We start from the raw sequence: 17,274 nt of genomic DNA, 5'->3' as shown, positions 1-17,274 counted from the left end.
CGCCCGCTACGGTGCTCCCATGCCCGCACTCGATCCCGGCCGCACCGCGCTCGTCCTCGTCGACCTGATGGAACGCATCGTCGCGCTGCCGCTCGCCCCCCGCCCCGGAACCGACGTCGTCGCCGCCGCGCACCGACTCGCCGACGCCTTCCGGGCCGTCGGCGCACCCGTCGTCCACATCAGGGTCGAGCGCCCGAACGTCCGGACCCAGCCGCCCGGCAGCGACCTCGTCCCCTCCCTCGTCCACGACGGCGACCACATCGTCGTCAAGCGGACCATCGGCGGATTCCAGGACACCGGCCTCCATGCACTCCTCGCCGCCCGCGAGGTCACCACCCTCGTCTTCGCCGGCATCGCCACCAACCTCGGCGTCGAGTCCACCGCCCGCGCCGCCTGCGACCTCGGCTACGAACCGGTCTTCGCCGAGGACGCCATGACCGCCCTCACCGCCGACGAGCACCACGCCTCGGTGAGCCTGGACTTCCCGCGCCTCGGCACCGTCGCCTCCGTCGGCACGATCACCCTGGACGGACCCGAGTGACCCGCGTCCCGATACGTTACGGCGCCCGCCCCTGCTCCCTGGTCGTCTGCCGCGGCTGCTGCTGCGGCGACGCCGGCAAGAACCCGGGCGTCGACCATGAGGGCCAGCTCGCCCGGCTCCGCGAGGCCGCGGCACGCTCCGGCGGCCGGCTGGCCGTCCGTACGAGCGACTGCCTCGGCCCCTGCGCACAGGCGAACATCGTCGTGGTCCAGCCCTCCACCGAGGGCCGTCGGCGCGGCGGACGCGCCGCCTGGATCGGGTTCACGGCGGACGACGACTGCCTCGACGACATCCTCGCCTGGACGGCCGCGGGCGGCCCCGGCATCGCCGAACCCCCGGCGACCCTCACGCTCCAGATGATCGACCCGCCGACCGGGACGACCAGCACCCGTGCGGGACGGCGCGCCCGGTAGGGCGCATCCGAGGGGTGCGGGACCGGCCGGCGCAGGGGGCGCTCCCCGCCGGCCGATGGCCCGACCCGTGCAGCGCGCGGAGCCCGTCAGCGCCGGGTGGCCGCGGCCCCGAGGGCGATCCGGTGCTCGCCCGCGTACACGTTCATGTCCTGCCCGCGCAGGAAGCCGACCAGTGTGAGACCGGTCTCCGCGGCCAGGTCCACCGCCAGCGAGGACGGCGCCGAGACCGCCGCGAGCACCGGGATGCCCGCCATGACCGCCTTCTGCGCCAGCTCGAACGACGCCCGCCCGGAGACCAGCAGCACCGCCCGCTCCAGCGGCAGCCGCCCGTCGCTCAGGGCCCGGCCCACGAGCTTGTCCACCGCGTTGTGGCGCCCCACGTCCTCCCGGACGTCGAGCAGCTCGCCGTCCTCGGAGAACAGCGCCGCCGCGTGCAGACCCCCGGTCCGGTCGAAGACACGCTGCGCCGCCCTCAGCCGGTCGGGGAGCCGGGCGAGCAGCTCGGGCGTGAGCCGGACCGGGGGAGTGTCGGCCATCGGGAAGCGTGCCGTGGTCCGGACCGCGTCCAGGCTGGCCTTGCCGCACAGCCCGCACGACGAGGTCGTGTAGACGTTCCGCTCCAGCGTGATGTCCGGGACGGGGACCCCGGGCGCCAGCTGCACGTCCACCACGTTGTACGTGTTCGTGCCGTCTTCCGTGGCGCCCGCGCAGTACACGATGTTCCGTACGTCGGAGGCGGCACCGAGCACCCCCTCGCTGACCAGGAACCCGGCGGCGAGCGCGAAGTCGTCGCCGGGCGTGCGCATGGTGATGGCCAGCGGCCGGCCGTTCAGCCGGATCTCCAGCGGCTCCTCGGCCACCAGCGTGTCCGGGCGTTCGTTGACGGCCGCGCCCCGGATCCGGATGACGCGCCGTCGCTCGGTGACCCGTCCCATGTGGTTACACCCGATTCTGTACGTGCTGGAAGCCGAAGCGGCCCTTGATACAGAGGTTGCCATGGGTCACCGGGTTGTCGTGCGGGGAGGTGACCTTGACGATCTCGTTGTCCTGAACATGCAGGGTCGGGAGGCCGCCCGCTCACTGCCGTTGTCGCGGTCTCCCAACAGGTACGGGCGAATCTTGGTGGTTTACGTGCCCGGTTACCGATCAGTCGCTGGCGAGACTGGGTGGTCCTGCTTCCGCTTGAACCGCGCAAGCGCACCATGCGTCACCTGAACCAAGGGGGTCCCGGGCATGACGGGCACTCGTATCGCCGCGCTCGGGCACTACCAGCCGGCCAAGGTCCTGACCAACGATGACCTGGCGAAGCTCGTCGACACCAGCGACGAGTGGATCAGCAGCCGCGTCGGCATCAGGACCCGTCATATGGCAGGACCCGACGAACCGGTCGACGAACTCGCCGCCCATGCCGCGGGCAAGGCGCTCGCCGCGGCCGGTCTCGGCCCCGACGACATCGACCTGGTCCTCGTCGCCACCTCCACGGCGATCGACCGCTCGCCCAACACCGCGGCCCGCGTGGCGGCCCGGCTCGGCATGGGCTCGCCCGCCACCATGGACCTCAACGTGGTCTGCGCGGGCTTCACCCACGCGCTGGCCACCGCCGACCACGCGATCAGGGCGGGCGGCTCCCGGCGCGCGCTGGTCATCGGCGCCGACAAAATGACCGAGATCACCGACTGGACCGACCGCACCACCTGCGTGCTCGTCGGCGACGGCGCGGGTGCGGCGGTCGTCGAGGCCGTGGAGGACGGCGCCGGGCCCGGAATCGGCCCGGTGCTCTGGGGTTCCGTACCGGAGATGGGCCACGCCGTCCGCATCGAGGGCACCCCGCCGCGGTTCGCGCAGGAGGGCCAGACCGTCTACCGCTGGGCCACCCAGCAGCTGCCCGCGCTCGCCCGCAAGGTGTGCGAGCGATCCGGGATCGCGCCGGAGGAGCTCGCCGGCGTCGTGCTGCACCAGGCCAACCTGCGGATCATCGAGCCGCTCGCCGCGAAGATCGGCGCGGTCAACGCGGTCGTCGCCCGTGACGTGGTCGAGTCCGGCAACACCTCGGCCGCCTCGATCCCGATGGCGCTCGCCAAGCTGGTCGAGCGCGGGGAGCTCGTCTCGGGGGCGCCGACCCTGCTCTTCGGCTTCGGCGGCAACCTCTCGTACGCGGGGCAGGTCGTCCGCGTTCCGTAGCCGGCGCTGCGCCGGCTCGCGTTGTGTGGCTCGTCTCTCGCGGCGCGTGTTCCGGCCGAGATCACGCGGGGCCGTATGCCTGGACATGGGCGCCGGTAGACGGTAACCGGTAGCCAATCCGTGCTGATCGCCTACGGCGTACGAGGGGCCGCGACGTTGTCCGCAGGACTGCCGCAAGGGGCCGTGCCCAGGCTGGAGCGGCCGGGGCCGCTGCGCGACCGGGTCTACGAGGCGCTCCTCGAACTCATCACCACCCGAGCCCTGCGTCCCGGTCAGCATCTGGTCGAGAGCGAGCTGGCCGGACACCCCGGGGTCTCCCGCCAGCCGGTCCGTGAGGCGCTCCAGCGGCTGAACACCGAGGGCTGGGTCGACCTCCGGCCCGCGCAGGGAGCCTTCGTCCACGAGCCGACCGACGAGGAGGCCGACCAACTGCTCTCCGTCCGTACGCTCCTGGAGGCGGAGGCCGCCCGGCTCGCCGCCGCGAACTCCGGCTCGGCCGGGATCGCGGCCCTGGAGGAGCTCTGCGCGAAGGGCGAGCGGGCCGTGGCGGACGACGACGTCGACCTGGCCGTGGCGACGAACGCCGCGTTCCACGCCAAGGTCATGGAACTGGCCGGGAACGTCGTCCTGTCCGAGCTGGCCGGCCAGGTCGACCGCCGCGTCCGCTGGTACTACGCGCCGGTCGCCCGGCAGCGCGGCGAGCGGTCCTGGCAGGAGCACCGGGAGCTGATCGCCGCGATCGCCGCCCGTGACGAGGCCCGCGCCACGACGGTCATGCGCGCCCACACGGAGCACACCCGCGCGACCTACCGCGAGCACAGCCAGGGCTGAGGGGCCCGCCGGGCTCCCCGGTCCGCGACCGCCCCCCGCGATCGCCGATCGCTGGCCGCCGATCGCTGGCCGCTGGCCGCCGGCCGCCGGCCGCCGGCCGCCGATCCTCGAACCCGGTCCGCCGTTTGCCGTTCCCGTTCCCCGTTCGGCGGGAGCCCGGTGGCGGCGCGCCCGGGCCCGCCCTAGCTTCGGACGGGGCGAGGGACATCACCCGCCGTACGCGGCAACGGGCCGCCGGGCGTTCCTCGTGTGATCTGGAGGATCGCCATGCGCGCGATACGTGTTGCTCCCGCGGCCCTGCTCGCCACGGCCGCCCTGTCGCTCGGGGCGGCGACGGCCGCCCTGGCCGACGAGGGGACCGGGAGCGACGCGACGCCGGGCGTGGGCGCGCAGGCCGGCGGTGCGGCGGGCGATCCGACGGACGCCGGCGGCGCTCAGGTGGACCCGGCCGACCCGGTCGATCCCCTCGACCCGGTGGACCCGGCAGTCCCCGTGGACCCCCCGGACCCGGCCGATCCCCTCGGCCCCGCGGAGGCCGGCGCGTCCGGCGGCACCGTGCCGCCGTCGACGGACGCCGTCCCGTCGACCGAGGGCACCGCGAGCGACGTCACGTCCTTCGGTTTCTCCGTCACGCCGGCGACCGTCGCCCCCGGCGGCTCGGTCACCCTCAAGACCGACGGCTGCGAAGCTCCTTCCGTCACCGTCTCCTCCGGTGTCTTCGAGACCGTCACGCTCACCGAGGGCCGCGCGGGCACCGCCACCATCGACGTCGAGGCGAAGATCGCCGCGGAGTACCAGGTGACCTTCGACTGCAAGGGCGAGAAGGGCACCGCGCCCCTCGTCATCGCCGCCGGCTCCACCGGCCACCCGACGGGCGGCCATGACACCGGCGCGCACAAGGGCGTCAAGGCAGGCTTCGGCGGCGGCGCCGGAGAGCTCGGCGCCACGGAGGTCGTCATCGGCACCGCGCTGATCGCGGGCGCGCTGGGCGGCGGCGGGGTGCTCCTGACGCGCCGTCGCCGAGCCGACGACCTCGCCTGAATCGGCTCCTTCGCCCCGGGATGACGAGGTCCGGGGCGGGGGAGCACCGTCCACGTACAACGGGAGTGCGGATCGTGCACGGGTCGAGCGGACTGTCCAGGCGCGGCGCCTGGGGCGTCGTCGCCGTCGTCCTGCTCGTGGGCGTCCATCTGGTCCGCGGCGGTACCGAGGAGTGGCGCGCCGGAGGCCCCCCGCAGCCGCTCGCCGCCGCGGCCCCGCAGCACGCCGCCGCCCTCGCTCCCGCGCCGGGCCCCGGCGCACTGCCCGCCTCCCGCCCCACGCGCGTCCGCGTGCCCGGCATCCGCGTCGACGCGCCCGTGACGCCGGTCGGACTCGACACCGAGGGCTGGATCGGCACGCCGCCCGCGCACGAGACCAACCTCGCCGGCTGGTTCACCGGCGCCGTCACGCCCGGCGAGAAGGGCACGGCGGTCGTCGTCGGCCATGTCGACACCCCCGAGGGACCGAGCGTCTTCTACGCACTCGGAGCGCTGGCCAAGGGTCAACGCGTCGAGATCGCCCGGCAGGACGGACGGACCGCCGTCTTCTCGGTGTACGGCATCGAAGTCGTCCCGAAGGAGGGCTTCCCGGCCGAGCGGATCTACCGGGCCGGTTCCCGCCCCGAGCTGCGTCTTCTCACCTGCGGCGGCGGCTTCTCCCGGCAGAAGGGGTACGACGGCAACGTCGTCGTCTCCGCGCGCCTCGTCGAGGTGCGCTGACCCCGGGCCGGAAGGCTTTGTCCTCACTCGGGAAAAAGTCGGACCGGATTGCTGCGCAACTTCTTCCCACTCCCGGACGCCACTGCTACGTTCCCCTCGAAAGCCCGGCGGCGAGCCGACCGAAGGGCTTCGCCGACTCGTCAGGGGAGGGGCGCGTGAGACGCATGACGGCACGACCCGCCAACGCGCACCAGGCGCGGCTGCTCCGCCTGCTGCGCGACGGGGGCCCCAACTCCCGTGCGCAGCTGGGCGATCAGATCGACCTGTCCCGCTCCAAGCTGGCCGTCGAGGTCGACCGGCTCCTGGAGACCGGCCTCGTGGTCGCCGACGGACTCGCCGCCTCCCGCGGTGGCCGCCGGTCGCACAACATCCGGCTCGCTCCCGAACTCCGCTTCCTCGGCATCGACATCGGCGCCACGTCCGTCGACGTGGCCGTCACCAACGCCGAGTTGGAGGTGCTCGGACATCTCAACCACCCCATGGACGTCCGCGAGGGCCCGGTAGCCGTCTTCGAACAGGCGCTCGCCATGGCGTCCAAGCTGCGCGCCTCCGGCCTCGCCGAAGGCTTCGACGGGGCCGGCATCGGCGTCCCCGGCCCGGTCCGCTTCCCCGAGGGCGTCCCGGTCGCGCCTCCGATCATGCCCGGCTGGGACGGCTTCCCCGTACGGGAGGCGCTCAGCCAGGAACTGGGCTGTCCTGTGATGGTCGACAACGACGTGAACCTGATGGCCATGGGGGAGCAGCACGCCGGCGTCGCCCGCTCCGTCGGCGACTTCCTCTGCGTCAAGATCGGTACGGGCATCGGCTGCGGCATCGTCGTCGGCGGGCAGGTCTACCGTGGTACGACGGGCAGCGCCGGGGACATCGGGCACATCCAGGTGGAACCCGACGGCCGCTCCTGCGCGTGCGGCAACAAGGGCTGCCTGGAAGCCCACTTCAGCGGCGCCGCCCTGGCCCGCGACGCCGAGGACGCGGCGCGCGCGGGCCGGTCGGACGAGCTCGCCGGACGCCTCGCGGCGGCCGGGCGGCTCACGGCGGTCGACGTCGCCGCGGCGGCCGCCGCGGGCGACGCCACCTCGCTCGCCCTCATCCGTGAGGGCGGCAACCGGGTCGGGCAGGTCATCGCCGGACTCGTCAGCTTCTTCAATCCCGGTCTGGTGGTGATCGGCGGCGGGGTCACCGGCCTCGGTCACAACCTCCTCGCCAGTGTCCGCACCCAGGTCTACCGCCAGTCTCTTCCGCTGGCCACCGGCAACCTCCCCATCGTGCTGGGCGAGCTCGGCCCCACCGCCGGAGTGATCGGCGCGGCCCGCCTCATCAGCGACCACCTCTTCTCCCCGGCGTAGCCGTTCTCCGGATGGCCGTGATCTCCCGTGCCGCCGGGGCGGCACCGGAGGGCACGGTCCGCCCCACCGGCCCGCACCCGCCCGTGCCTCCTCACCCCGCACCCGCCCAGGCGCACACCCGCGTCAGCCGGCCCGCCCACCCATCCCCACCCCGTCACCACTCGCCCAGGCGCCACCCGCACCCGCCGAGGGGACCCCCGTCATGCCCCCAGAACAGCCACCCCTGCTCACCATGTCCGCCATCACCAAGTCCTTCCCCGGCGTCCGCGCCCTCGACGGCGTCGACCTCGATGTCGCCCCCGGGGAGGTCCACTGCCTCCTCGGCCAGAACGGCGCCGGAAAGTCCACCCTGATCAAGGTCCTCGCCGGCGCCCACCAGCCCGACGGAGGCAGCATCACCTGGCGCGGAGAAACCGTCCAGCTCCGCTCCCCGATCGCCGCGATGCGCCTCGGCATCGCCACCATCTACCAGGAACTCGACCTCGTCGAAGGGCTCTCCGTCGCCGAGAACGTCCACCTCGGCCACGAACCCACCACCGCCGGATTCGTCGTCCGCGGCCGCGCCGCCAAGGCGTCCACGGCGGCCCTCCTCAAACGGCTCGGCCACCCCGAGATCGACCCCGCCCGCCGCGTCGGCGACCTCTCCGCCGCACAGCAGCAGATCGTCTCGATGGCCCGCGCCCTCTCCCACGACGTCCGTCTCATCGTCATGGACGAACCGTCCGCCGCCCTCGACCCCGACGAGGTCGACAACCTCTTCCGCATCGTCGCCGACCTCACCGCCGACGGCGTCGCCGTCGTCTACATCTCCCACCGCCTGGAGGAGATCCGCCGCATCGGCGACCGGGTCACCGTCCTCAAGGACGGCCGCGCCGTCGCGGGCGGCCTGCCCGCCGCCTCGACGCCCACCCGGGACATCGTCGCCCTGATGACCGGCCGCAACGTCGAGTACGTCTTCCCGCCGCGCCCCTCCCAACCGCCGGCCGCCACACCCGTGCTCCAGCTCCAAGGCCTCGCCAGGGAGGGTGAGTTCGCCCCCGTCGACCTCGAAGTGCGGCCCGGGGAGATCGTCGGTCTCGCCGGGCTCGTCGGCTCGGGCCGCTCCGAGATCCTGGAGACGGTCTACGGCGCCCGCAAAGCCACCGCCGGACGCGTCGTCGTCGACGGCCGCACCCTGCGCCCCGGCAGCGTCCGCGACGCCGTCCGTGCCGGGCTCGGTCTCGCCCCCGAGGAGCGCAAGGCGCAGGGGCTGCTCATGCTGGAGTCCGTCACCCGCAACGTCTCGGTCTCCACGCTCGCCCGCTTCTCGCGCGCCGGCTGGATCGACCGTACCGGCGAACGCGAGGCCGCCCGCGCGGCCACCAGGGAGCTGTCCCTGCGGCCCGACAACCCCGACGCCCCGATCCGTACCCTCTCCGGCGGCAACCAGCAGAAGGCCGTCCTCGCCCGCTGGCTCCTGCGCGGCTGTCGTGTCCTCCTGCTCGACGAGCCGACCCGCGGCGTCGACGTCGGTGCCCGCGCCGAGCTCTACGCCGTCATCCGCCGCCTCGCCGACGACGGCCTCGCCGTCCTCCTCGTGTCGAGCGAAGTGCCCGAGGTCCTGGGCCTGGCCGACCGCGTCCTGGTGCTCAGGGAGGGCCGTGTCGTCCACACCGCCCCCGCCCGTGAGCTCGACGAACACCGCGTACTCGACCTCGTGATGGAAGGGAGCCCCACGTCATGACGCTGTCCACCGCCAAGGACACCACGGCGCCTGCGCAGGAGGGCGGCAGGCGCCCGCTCGGGCTGCGGGCCGACGTCCGCAACCTCTCCCTGCTCGGGGTGCTCGCCGTGCTGATCGCGGTCGGCGGCTTCACCCGGCCCGACGAGTTCCTCGCCGTCTCCAACCTCCAACTCGTGCTCACCCAGGCGTCCGTGATCGGCGTCGTCACCGTCGGCATGACCTTCGTCATCACCAGCGGCGGCATCGACCTCTCCGTCGGCGCCATCGTCGCCCTCGCCTCCGTCTGGGCGACCACACTGGCGACACAGGAGTACGGATTCGCCGGCATCCTCTTCACCGCGGTCGTCGTGGGCGTGGGGTGCGGCCTGGTGAACGGGCTGCTCATCGCGTACGGCGGGATGGTCCCCTTCATCGCGACCCTCGCCATGTTCGCCTCGGCACGAGGTCTCGCGCTCCAGATCACCGACGGGCGCACGCAGATCGTCACCGTCGACTCCGTCCTCGACCTCGGCATCCCCGACGCCTACATCCTGGGCGTCCCGCCGCTCGTCCTCGTCTTCGCCGCCGTGACCGTCGCGGGCTGGCTCATCCTCAACCGGACCACCTTCGGCCGGCGCACGGTCGCCGTCGGCGGCAACGCGGAAGCCGCCCGCCTCGCCGGCATCGACGTACGCCGCCAGCGCCTCTACCTCTATCTGCTCTCCGGCCTGTGCTGCGGCATCGCGGCCTTCCTGCTGATCATCCTCTCCGGCTCGGGCCAGAACACCAACGGCAACCTGTACGAACTCGACGCCATCGCCGCCGCGATCATCGGCGGAACGCTCCTCACCGGCGGTCGCGGCACGATCGTCGGCTCCGTCCTCGGTGTCCTGGTCTTCACCACGATCACCAACATCTTCGCGCTCAACAACCTGCAGAGCGACGTCCAGCAGATCGCCAAGGGCGCGATCATCGTCGCCGCCGTCCTGGTCCAGCACCGCACCGCGCGCCACGGCGAGACCTGACCCCCGCCTGACCTCCCCCTGACCTCCGCCTCACCCGGTCCCACCTCCTCCCGGCTCAGCCGCCCCATCCGCCCCCCGATTTCCTCCCTCACCCCCGAAGGGATTCACCGCCATGCCAGAAACCAGCCGCAGAGGCCTGCTTTTCGGCTCCGCCGCCGTCTCGGCCGGCGCACTCCTCACGGCCTGTACCAGCAACGAGCCCAAGAACGCGGCCCCGGCCGCGAGCAACGCCCCCGCCGCCGACGACAAGCCCGGCACTCCCGTGACGATCGGCTTCGCCGGTCCCCAGGCCGACCACGGCTGGCTCAACGCCATCAACCAGAACGCCAAGGAGCGTGCGAAGAAGTACTCCGAGGTCACCCTGGAGATCACCGAGGGCTCCAACGACACGGCGACCCAGATCGGCCAGATCCAGACCCTCATCAACAAGAAGGTCGACGTCCTGGTCATCCTGCCCGCCGACGGCAAGGCGCTCACCCAGGTCGGCCTCCAGGCCATGAAGGCCGGCATCCCGGTCATCAACCTGGACCGCATCTTCGCCTCCCCGCAGGCCTACCGCTGCTGGATCGGCGGCGACAACTACGGCATGGGCCTCAACGCCGGCCGCTACATCGGCGAGCAGCTCAAGGACAAGCCGGGCGCCACCGTCATCGAACTCGCCGGCATGGACAGCCTGGAGCTGACCAAGCAGCGCACCCAGGGCTTCGACGACGCCCTCAAGAACTACCCCAACATCCGCAAGGTGGCCCGTCAGGCCGCCGACTTCACCGTCGAGTCGGGCCAGGCGAAGATGGCCCAACTCCTCCAGGCGCAGCCGAAGTTCGACGCACTCTGGAATCACGACGACGACCAGGGAGTGGGCGCGCTGCGGGCCATCGCGCAGGCCGGCCGCAAGGACTTCCTGATGGTCGGCGGCGCGGGCGCCAAGTCCGCGATGGACGCCATCAAGGCGGACGACGGGGTCCTGAAGGCCACCGTCCTCTACCCGCCCACCATGGCCGCCTCCGCCATCGACCTGGCCCGCGCCCTCGGCCAGAAGAAGGGCGTCGGGGGACTCGCCGAGCTGGAGATCCCGGCCTCCCTCACCCTCTACTCGGCCGTGGTGACCAAGGAGAACGTGGACGAGTACCTGCCCACCGGCTTCAGCTGACCGGGGTGGTCCGGCCGCCGGCCCTCGGGGGTGGCCGGCGGCCGCCCCGAGCCCGGCACCCCCCACCGTGCAACCGATGAGGAGGAACCGTATGGAACAGCGGGAGAGCGAGGCCGGCCCGACCGGTCAGGCCGGCGAGGCCGCGTTGCCGTCACTCGGCATCGGCATGGTCGGCTACGCGTTCATGGGCGCCGCCCACTCCCAGGGGTGGCGGACCGCGGGGCGTGTCTTCGACCTGCCGCTGCGGCCCGTGCTCGCCGCCGTCGCCGGCCGTGACCGGGCCGCCGTCCGGGCGGCGGCGGCCAAGCACGGCTGGGCGGCCGCCGAGACCGACTGGCGCGCCCTCGTCGCACGCGACGACGTCCAGCTCGTCGACGTCTGCACTCCGGGCGACAGCCACGCGGAGATCGCGATCGCCGCCCTGGAGGCGGGCAAGCACGTCCTGTGCGAGAAGCCGCTCGCCAACTCCGTCGCCGAGGCCGAGGCGATGGTCGCGGCGGCGGAGGCGGCGGCCGCCCGGGGCCAGGTCGCCATGGTCGGCTTCAACTACCGGCGGGTGCCGGCCATCGCGTACGCCCGTGGGCTCGTCGCGGAGGGCAGGCTCGGCGCCCTGCGGCACGTACGGGTCACCTATCTGCAGGACTGGCTCGTGGACCCGGGGTTCCCGCTGACCTGGCGCCTGGAGCGCGAGCACGCGGGGTCCGGGGCCCTCGGCGACCTCGGCGCGCACGCCGTCGACCTCGCGCAGTACCTGGCGGGGGAGCTCCTGGTCGGGGTCTCGGCGCTCACCGAGACCTTCGTACGGGACCGGCCGCTGCTCGCGGGCGTGTCGGCCGGACTCGCGGGCGCCGCGGCGGGCGGGGCGTACGGGGCGGTGACGGTCGACGACGCCGCGCTGTTCACCGGACGGCTCGCCTCCGGGGCGCTCGCCTCCTTCGAGGCGACCCGGATGGCCGCGGGCCGGAAGAACGCCCTGCGACTGGAGATCAACGGCGAGAAGGGTTCGCTCGCCTTCGACCTGGAGCGGCTCAACGAGCTCTCCTTCCACGACCACACGTTGCCGGCCGCCTCCGCGGGCTTCCGCCGGATCCTCGTGACCGAGCCGGACCATCCGTATCTGGAGGGTTGGTGGCCGCCGGGCCACGCGCTCGGATACGAGCACACCTTCGCCCACCAGGCCCGTGACCTGGTCCTCGCCGTCGCGTCCGGAACCGCGCCCGCGCCGACCTTCGCCGACGGGCTGCAGGTCCAGCGCGTGCTCGCCGCGGTGGAGGAGAGCGCCGAGAAGAACGCCGTCTACACCCCCGTACAGGTCTAGGAGGCCGTCGACCGTGACCCGTCCCTTCACCCTCTTCACCGGCCAGTGGGCCGACCTGCCGCTGGAGGAGGTCTGCCGGCTCGCCCGTGACTTCGGCTACGACGGCCTCGAACTCGCCTGCTGGGGAGACCACTTCGAGGTGGACAAGGCGCTGGCGGACCCGTCGTACGTCGACGGCCGCCGTGCCCTTCTCGACAAGTACGGCCTGAAATGCTGGGCGATCTCCAACCATCTGGTGGGCCAGGCGGTCTGCGACCATCCGATCGACGAGCGGCACGAGGCGATCGTGCCCGCCCGGATCTGGGGCGACGGCGAGCCCGAAGGCGTACGGCAGCGGGCCGCCCGCGAGCTGGCCGACACCGCGCGGGCCGCCGCCGCACTCGGCGTCGACACCGTCATCGGCTTCACCGGCTCGTCGATCTGGCATCTGGTGGCGATGTTCCCGCCGGTCCCCGAGCGCATGATCGAGCGCGGCTTCGAGGACTTCGCGGAGCGCTGGAACCCGATCCTGGACGTCTTCGACGCCGAGGGCGTCCGCTTCGCGCACGAGGTCCATCCGAGCGAGATCGCGTACGACTACTGGACCACGCAGCGGGCCCTCGAGGCCGTGGACCGGCGTCCCGCCTTCGGGCTGAACTTCGACCCGAGCCACTTCGTCTGGCAGGACCTGGACCCGGTCGGCTTCCTCTGGGACTTCCGCGACCGTATCTACCACGTGGACTGCAAAGAGGCCCGCAAGCGGCTCGACGGGCGCAACGGGCGGCTCGGCTCGCACCTGCCGTGGGGCGATCCGCGGCGCGGCTGGGACTTCGTCTCCGCCGGGCACGGTGACGTGCCGTGGGAGGACGTCTTCCGGATGCTCCGCTCGATCGGCTACGCGGGACCCGTCTCCGTGGAGTGGGAGGACGCCGGGATGGACCGCCTGACCGGCGCTCCGGAAGCGCTTTCTCATCTCAAGCGGTACGACTTCGACCCGCCGACCGCCTCGTTCGACGCGGCCTTCGGAGGCCGCGACTGACCTGACACGGCAGGTGAGCGCCCGGCGGCGGTGACGTCACCGGGTTGCTCCGCCGTGCCCTCCGCGGGCTTTGTCCTGTCGCGGTGAAAAGTTCGACGAGGTCCGTGCGCAAGGGCTTTCCGCTGAGGACGAACCCCGCTACGGTCCCTGATGTGTACATGACTTAACCAGCCAGAATCGTGCTCGACCCCGCTCCACCGTGCTTCGAGACCAGCGTGACGGCGCGCGCCGGTCCCCGGACACCCGCACACCCGGCCCTACTCCGGAGGACATCCGTGCACAGCAAACGACTCCGAGCCAGAAAGACACTCGCCCTTCTCGCCGTCGGACTCCTCACCCTCGGGGGCCAGCAGGCCCTCGCGGCCGAGACGAACGGCGGCGCCGGCACCGCCGCTGCCGCCGAGGAGTTCCAGCAGGTCACCCTCGCCAAGGGCGGTGAGGAGGTCGGCGAACCCATGTCGCTGGCCGTCCTCCCCGACCGCAGCGTCCTGCACACCTCGCGGAACGGCGAGCTGCGCCGCACCGACGCGGCGGGCAACACCGCCGTCATCGGTACCGTCCCCGTCTACTCCCACGACGAGGAAGGCCTCCAGGGCATCGGGCTCGACCCGGACTTCGCCCGGAACAAGGCCATCTACCTCTACTACGCCCCGCCGCTCGACACCCCCGCCGGAGACGCCCCCGAGAACGGCACGGCGGCCGAGTTCGCGAAGTACGACGGCGTCAACCGCCTCTCCCGGTTCACGCTGAAGGCCGACGGCACGCTCGACAACGCGAGCGAGAAGAAGGTCATCGACATCCCCGCCACCCGCGGCATCTGCTGCCACGTCGGCGGCGACATCGACTTCGACGCCCAGGGCAACCTGTACCTGTCGACCGGCGACGACTCCAACCCCTTCGCCTCCGACGGCTTCACCCCCATCGACGAACGCCCCGGCCGCAACCCCGCGTTCGACGCGCGGCGGACCTCCGGCAACACCAACGACCTCCGCGGCAAGATCCTGCGGATCAAGGTCGCCGAGGACGGCTCGTACACCGTCCCCGACGGCAACCTCTTCGCCCCCGGCACCGCGAAGACCCGCCCCGAGATCTACGCGATGGGCTTCCGCAACCCCTTCCGCTTCAGTGTCGACAAGGCGACGGGCGTCCTCTACGTCGGCGACTACGGCCCCGACGCGGGCGCCGCCGACCCCCAGCGCGGACCCGCCGGACAGGTCGAGTTCGCCCGCATCACCAAGCCGGGCAACTTCGGCTGGCCCTTCTGCACCGGCAAGAACGACGCCTACCGCGACTACGACTTCGCGACCAAGGTGTCCGGAGCGGCCTTCGACTGCGCCGCCCCGAAGAACGACTCGCCGTACAACACCGGACTCGTCGACCTCCCGCCGGCCGAGCCGGCCTGGATCCCGTACAACGGCGGCTCCGTACCGGAGTTCGGCACCGGATCCGAGTCGCCGATGGGCGGGCCCGTCTACCGCTACGACGCCGCCTCCACCTCCCCGGTCAAGTTCCCCGAGGCGTACGACGGCGACTTCTTCGCGGGCGAGTTCGGCCGGCGCTGGATCAAGCGCATCGAACAGGGCGCCGACGGTACCGTCCAGTCCATCAACTCCGTCCCCTGGACCGGCACCCAGGTGATGGACATGGCCTTCGGACCCGACGGAGCGCTGTACGTCCTCGACTACGGCACCGCCTGGTTCGGCGGCGACCACAACTCCGGGCTCTACCGCATCGAGAACGCCACCGGCGGACGCTCCCCGGTCGCCGAGGCGAGCGCGAACAAGACCTCCGGCACCTCCCCGCTGAAGGTCGCCTTCTCCTCCGCCGGCACCACCGACGGTGACGGCGACGCCCTCACCTACAGCTGGGAGTTCGGCGACGGCGGTACGTCGACGGCGGCCAACCCCACGTACACGTACCGCAGGAACGGCACCTACACGGCGACCGTGACGGCCAAGGACCCGAGCGGGCGCACCGGCTCCGCCTCCGTCCACGTCGTCGTCGGCAACACCGCGCCCAAGGTCACCCTCGAACTCCCCGCGGAGGGGGCCCTCTTCTCCTTCGGTGACGACATCCCGTTCAAGGTGAAGGTCACCGACCCGGAGGACGGCACGATCGACTGCGCCAAGGTCAAGGTGACCTACGTCCTCGGCCACGACAGCCACGGCCACCCCGTCACCTCGGCCAACGGCTGCTCCGGCACCATCAAGACGTCCTCCGACGGCGGCCACGACGACGACGCCAACATCTTCGCCGTCTTCGACGCCGAGTACACCGACGGGGGAGGCGGCGGCCAGGCCGCCCTCACCACCCACGACCAGGCCAAACTCCAGCCCCGCCACCGCCAGGCCGAGCACTTCGACGCCCAGAACGGCGTCAACGTCTTCGACAAGACCGAGGCCAACGGCGGACGCACCGTCGGCGACATCCACGACGGCGACTGGATCTCCTTCAAGCCCTACAACCTGAGCGGCGCCACCAAGCTCACCGCCCGCGTCTCCTCCGGCGGCGTCGGCGGCTTCCTCGAAGTCCGCACCGGCTCGCCCACCGGAACGCTCCACGGCTCCGCACCCGTCCCCGTCACCGGCAGCTGGGAGACGTTCCAGGACATCGACGTACCGCTGCGCACCGTGCCCCGCACCACCACCGAACTCTTCCTCGTCTTCAAGGGCGGCTCAGGCGCGCTCTACGACGTCGACGACTTCACCTTCTCCAACGCCCCGGTGAACCGCGACGCCAAGCGCGTCCTGGTCTTCTCGAAGACCGCCGGATTCCGGCACGACTCCATCGGCACCGGCATCACGGCCCTCAAGGAACTCGGCGCCGGCAGCGGCATCACCGTCGACGCCACCGAGGAACCCCGCCAGTTCACCACCAACAACCTCGCCCGCTACGACGCCGTCGTCTTCCTCTCGACGACCGGTGACGTCCTCAACGCCGAACAGCAGACCGCCTTCGAGAACTACGTCTCCACCGGCGGCGGCTACATGGGCATCCACGCCGCCGCCGACACCGAGTACGACTGGGAGTTCTACGGCGGCCTTGTCGGCGCCCACTTCGCCTCCCACCCGCAGATCCAGCCCGCGACCGTACGCGTCGAGGACCACGAGCACCCGGCCACCGCACACCTCGACGGCCCCTGGCAGCGGACCGACGAGTGGTACAACTACCGCACCAACCCGCGCGGTCAGGCCCGGATCCTCGCCACCCTCGACGAGACCACCTACCAGGGCGGCACCATGAAGGGCGACCACCCGATCGCCTGGTGCAAGACCTACGGGGGCGGCCGCTCCTTCTACACCGGCGGCGGTCACACCAAGGAGTCGTACGCCGAGCCGGCCTTCCGGCAGCACCTCCTCGGCGGCCTCGCCTACGCCACCGGACAGACCGCGGCCGACTGCCGGCCCCAGACCGGCTACCGCGAGCTCTTCAACGGCGAGACCCGCGAGGGCTGGAAGCAGGCGGGGCCCGGCGGGTTCGACATCGCCGACGGTGAACTCCGCTCGGTCGGCGGCATGGGCATGCTCTGGTACCAGGCCAAGGAGTTCTCCTCCTACTCCCTCACGCTCGACTGGAAGGCGGCGGGCGACGACAACTCCGGCATCTTCGTCGGCTTCCCCGCCTCCGACGACCCCTGGTCCGCGGTGAACAAGGGCTACGAGATCCAGATCGACGCGACCGACGCCGCCGACCGGACCACCGGAGCCGTCTACGGCTTCAAGTCCGCCGACCTGGCGGCCAGGGACAGCGTGCTGCGACCGCCCGGCCAGTGGAACAGCTACGAGATCCGCGTGCGCGGCGAGCGGCTCCAGGTGTTCCTCAACGGAGTGAAGATCAACGACTTCACCAACACCGACCCGGCCCGCAGCCTCAAGGACGGTCACATCGGCCTCCAGAACCACGGGGCCGACGACCAGGTGTCGTTCCGCGACATCAAGCTCAGGGAGCTCCCCTCGTAGAGCTCCCGCTCAGCCGGCGGCGGGCGGGGA

Annotated in this window: 14 protein-coding genes and 1 pseudogene; 13 read left to right on the top strand and 2 right to left on the bottom strand. The window is 72.2% G+C overall.

Annotated features, from left to right (window positions below):
* Window positions 1-19 precede the first annotated feature (19 nt).
* Window positions 20-541, top strand: a complete 522-nt coding sequence (locus tag ACF1G2_RS04420; RefSeq protein ID WP_391796788.1) for an isochorismatase family protein — start codon at window positions 20-22, stop codon at window positions 539-541.
* Window positions 538-954, top strand: coding sequence for a (2Fe-2S) ferredoxin domain-containing protein (locus ACF1G2_RS04415; RefSeq protein WP_391796787.1), 417 nt, complete (start codon window positions 538-540; stop codon window positions 952-954). Before ACF1G2_RS04420 ends, ACF1G2_RS04415 begins: the two co-directional genes overlap by 4 nt.
* An 86-nt stretch (window positions 955-1,040) precedes the next feature.
* On the opposite strand, the gene fdhD is transcribed toward ACF1G2_RS04415, so the two are convergent.
* Both fdhD and ACF1G2_RS04405 read right to left on the bottom strand, forming a co-directional pair.
* A complete protein-coding gene (fdhD, locus tag ACF1G2_RS04410; RefSeq protein ID WP_391796786.1) occupies window positions 1,041-1,889 on the bottom strand; it encodes a formate dehydrogenase accessory sulfurtransferase FdhD in 849 nt (282 codons plus the stop codon).
* 4 nt (window positions 1,890-1,893) lie between these two features.
* A pseudogene (locus ACF1G2_RS04405) lies at window positions 1,894-2,016 on the bottom strand (Fe-S-binding domain-containing protein); the annotation flags it as partial.
* Window positions 2,017-2,187: 171 nt separating this feature from the next.
* Here ACF1G2_RS04405 and ACF1G2_RS04400 point away from each other — a divergent pair.
* The 11 genes from ACF1G2_RS04400 (at window position 2,188) to ACF1G2_RS04350 (ending at window position 17,244) form a co-directional block, all read left to right on the top strand.
* Entirely contained in the window at window positions 2,188-3,135 is a 948-nt protein-coding gene (locus tag ACF1G2_RS04400; RefSeq protein ID WP_391796785.1) for a beta-ketoacyl-ACP synthase III, read from the top strand.
* Window positions 3,136-3,318: 183 nt separating this feature from the next.
* Complete coding sequence (locus tag ACF1G2_RS04395; protein WP_391796784.1) at window positions 3,319-3,966, top strand: GntR family transcriptional regulator; 648 nt, start codon at window positions 3,319-3,321, stop codon at window positions 3,964-3,966.
* 267 nt (window positions 3,967-4,233) lie between these two features.
* Window positions 4,234-5,007 (top strand): hypothetical protein, encoded by a 774-nt coding sequence (locus ACF1G2_RS04390; protein ID WP_391796783.1) that lies wholly within the window; start codon window positions 4,234-4,236, stop codon window positions 5,005-5,007.
* Between the two features lie 74 nt (window positions 5,008-5,081).
* Window positions 5,082-5,726: a class F sortase gene (locus ACF1G2_RS04385; RefSeq protein WP_391796782.1), complete on the top strand. Its 645-nt coding sequence runs from the start codon at window positions 5,082-5,084 to the stop codon at window positions 5,724-5,726.
* 164 nt (window positions 5,727-5,890) lie between these two features.
* Window positions 5,891-7,072, top strand: coding sequence for an ROK family protein (locus ACF1G2_RS04380; RefSeq protein WP_391796781.1), 1,182 nt, complete (start codon window positions 5,891-5,893; stop codon window positions 7,070-7,072).
* A gap of 202 nt (window positions 7,073-7,274) precedes the next feature.
* Window positions 7,275-8,795 carry a sugar ABC transporter ATP-binding protein gene (locus tag ACF1G2_RS04375; protein WP_391796780.1) on the top strand — a complete coding sequence of 507 codons (1,521 nt, stop codon included), beginning with the start codon at window positions 7,275-7,277 and terminating at the stop codon, window positions 8,793-8,795.
* Window positions 8,792-9,799 (top strand): ABC transporter permease, encoded by a 1,008-nt coding sequence (locus ACF1G2_RS04370; protein WP_391796779.1) that lies wholly within the window; start codon window positions 8,792-8,794, stop codon window positions 9,797-9,799. The genes ACF1G2_RS04375 and ACF1G2_RS04370 overlap by 4 nt, the downstream gene beginning before the upstream one ends.
* Window positions 9,800-9,911: 112 nt before the next feature.
* A complete protein-coding gene (locus tag ACF1G2_RS04365) occupies window positions 9,912-10,949 on the top strand; it encodes a substrate-binding domain-containing protein (RefSeq protein WP_391796778.1) in 1,038 nt (345 codons plus the stop codon).
* A gap of 91 nt (window positions 10,950-11,040) precedes the next feature.
* The gene (locus ACF1G2_RS04360; RefSeq protein WP_391796777.1) at window positions 11,041-12,267 is read left to right on the top strand and encodes a Gfo/Idh/MocA family protein; all 1,227 of its coding nucleotides are present in this window, start codon (window positions 11,041-11,043) and stop codon (window positions 12,265-12,267) included.
* Between the two features lie 13 nt (window positions 12,268-12,280).
* On the top strand, window positions 12,281-13,285 hold the full coding sequence (locus ACF1G2_RS04355) for a sugar phosphate isomerase/epimerase family protein (protein ID WP_391796776.1): 1,005 nt from the start codon (window positions 12,281-12,283) through the stop codon (window positions 13,283-13,285).
* Window positions 13,286-13,560: 275 nt separating this feature from the next.
* The gene (locus ACF1G2_RS04350; RefSeq protein ID WP_391796775.1) at window positions 13,561-17,244 is read left to right on the top strand and encodes a ThuA domain-containing protein; all 3,684 of its coding nucleotides are present in this window, start codon (window positions 13,561-13,563) and stop codon (window positions 17,242-17,244) included.
* Window positions 17,245-17,274: the final 30 nt, after the last annotated feature.

The organism is Streptomyces sp. NPDC013457, from assembly GCF_043089925.1.
Taxonomy (GTDB): domain Bacteria; phylum Actinomycetota; class Actinomycetes; order Streptomycetales; family Streptomycetaceae; genus Streptomyces.
Note: the sequence above shows the minus strand (reverse complement) of the source record. Positions and strands in the feature narration are given on the sequence as shown.

Excerpts from the sequence above, each read along its gene's own strand:
- ACF1G2_RS04390 (WP_391796783.1), top strand. The coding sequence starts at position 4,234 with ATGCGCGCGATACGTGTTGCTCCCGCGGCCCTGCTCGCCACGGCCGCC.
- ACF1G2_RS04420 (WP_391796788.1), top strand. The coding sequence starts at position 20 with ATGCCCGCACTCGATCCCGGCCGCACCGCGCTCGTCCTCGTCGACCTG.
- ACF1G2_RS04360 (WP_391796777.1), top strand. The coding sequence starts at position 11,041 with ATGGAACAGCGGGAGAGCGAGGCCGGCCCGACCGGTCAGGCCGGCGAG.
- ACF1G2_RS04380 (WP_391796781.1), top strand. The coding sequence starts at position 5,891 with ATGACGGCACGACCCGCCAACGCGCACCAGGCGCGGCTGCTCCGCCTG.
- ACF1G2_RS04365 (WP_391796778.1), top strand. The coding sequence starts at position 9,912 with ATGCCAGAAACCAGCCGCAGAGGCCTGCTTTTCGGCTCCGCCGCCGTC.
- fdhD (WP_391796786.1), bottom strand. The coding sequence starts at position 1,889 with ATGGGACGGGTCACCGAGCGACGGCGCGTCATCCGGATCCGGGGCGCG.
- ACF1G2_RS04375 (WP_391796780.1), top strand. The coding sequence starts at position 7,275 with ATGCCCCCAGAACAGCCACCCCTGCTCACCATGTCCGCCATCACCAAG.
- ACF1G2_RS04370 (WP_391796779.1), top strand. The coding sequence starts at position 8,792 with ATGACGCTGTCCACCGCCAAGGACACCACGGCGCCTGCGCAGGAGGGC.
- ACF1G2_RS04400 (WP_391796785.1), top strand. The coding sequence starts at position 2,188 with ATGACGGGCACTCGTATCGCCGCGCTCGGGCACTACCAGCCGGCCAAG.